We start from the raw sequence: 1,060 nt of genomic DNA on the forward strand, positions 1-1,060 counted from the left end.
TAGATACTGCGGAGTGGTAGTTCAGTTGGTTAGAATACCGGCCTGTCACGCCGGGGGTCGCGGGTTCGAGTCCCGTCCACTCCGCCATTTTATATCTCTTTAGTACATGCAATTCAGCGCTTCTGCGGAGTGGTAGTTCAGTTGGTTAGAATACCGGCCTGTCACGCCGGGGGTCGCGGGTTCGAGTCCCGTCCACTCCGCCATTTACTGCCGTAATCTATACTTGCTTCGAGCACTACCTACTCTCTATGACCCGGTCCAAAGGTCGGTGGTTCGAATCCACTCGGTCGTACCAATTCTCTACAATATTTCTCGTATTCCGAACGACCGTAGCTCAGTTGGTTAACGCACTACCTACTCTCTATGACCCGGCCCAAAGGTCGGTGGTTCGAATCCACTCGGTCGTACCAATTCTCTACAATATTTCTCGTATTCAATAAAAACCCTGCCTGCGCTCAAACCACTTACCGAGGTAGTGGCTGCAGTTTGGTCTGCAATCGAGCCAGGACCTTCCCACAGGTAAGACAATTCATCACCGTCCACATCTGCTGCGTCAGCGGACAAGGTGATACTTGAGCCTTCAACAACTTGAGCGCTGTTTACACTCGCCTCTGCCGTCGGGGCGTGATTGACTGCCTCAATTTGCTCGGTTACCGTCACAGTGACGCTTGAGGTTACTTCTTCTGTGCCATCGGAAACGGTGACAGTGAAGGTATGAGTGCCTACGCTTAAATCACTTACCGAGGTAGTGGCTGCAGTTTGGTCTGCAATCGAACCAGGACCTTCCCACAGGTAAGACAATTCATCACCATCCACATCGGCTGCGTCAGCGGACAAGGTGATGCTCGCGCCTTCAACAACTTGCGGCAACCTGACCGTCGTTGGGCAAGACCTGTCAGGTCTCGCCGACGGTGAACTGACCGTCACCATGACAGTGACCGACGCTGCCGGGAACTCAGGCACGGTCACTGATACCACCACCCTGAATACGGGCGCACCGAGCACAGGTGATGGCGCGAACAGTATTGCGTTCGACGATGGCGGCGATGAGCTATTAAGC

3 tRNA genes and 1 pseudogene are annotated in these 1,060 nt (G+C 53.8%); 3 read left to right on the top strand and 1 reads right to left on the bottom strand.

The features are described from left to right. Positions 1-10: 10 nt before the first annotated feature. The 3 genes from C2M35_RS15490 to C2M35_RS15695 all read left to right on the top strand — a co-directional run bounded on the left by C2M35_RS15490 (position 11) and on the right by C2M35_RS15695 (position 410). Positions 11-87, top strand: a tRNA-Asp gene (locus C2M35_RS15490). 39 nt (positions 88-126) lie between these two features. Continuing rightward, positions 127-203 (top strand) — tRNA-Asp (locus tag C2M35_RS15495). A gap of 120 nt (positions 204-323) precedes the next feature. Continuing rightward, positions 324-410, top strand: a tRNA-OTHER gene (locus tag C2M35_RS15695). Positions 411-531: 121 nt separating this feature from the next. Here the strand turns inward: C2M35_RS15695 and C2M35_RS15960 are convergent. Continuing rightward, a pseudogene (locus C2M35_RS15960) lies at positions 532-930 on the bottom strand (PKD domain-containing protein); the annotation flags it as partial. Positions 931-1,060: the final 130 nt, after the last annotated feature.

The sequence above is a fragment of the Pseudoalteromonas sp. T1lg76 genome (assembly GCF_002964725.1).
In the GTDB taxonomy this organism is placed as follows: domain Bacteria; phylum Pseudomonadota; class Gammaproteobacteria; order Enterobacterales; family Alteromonadaceae; genus Pseudoalteromonas.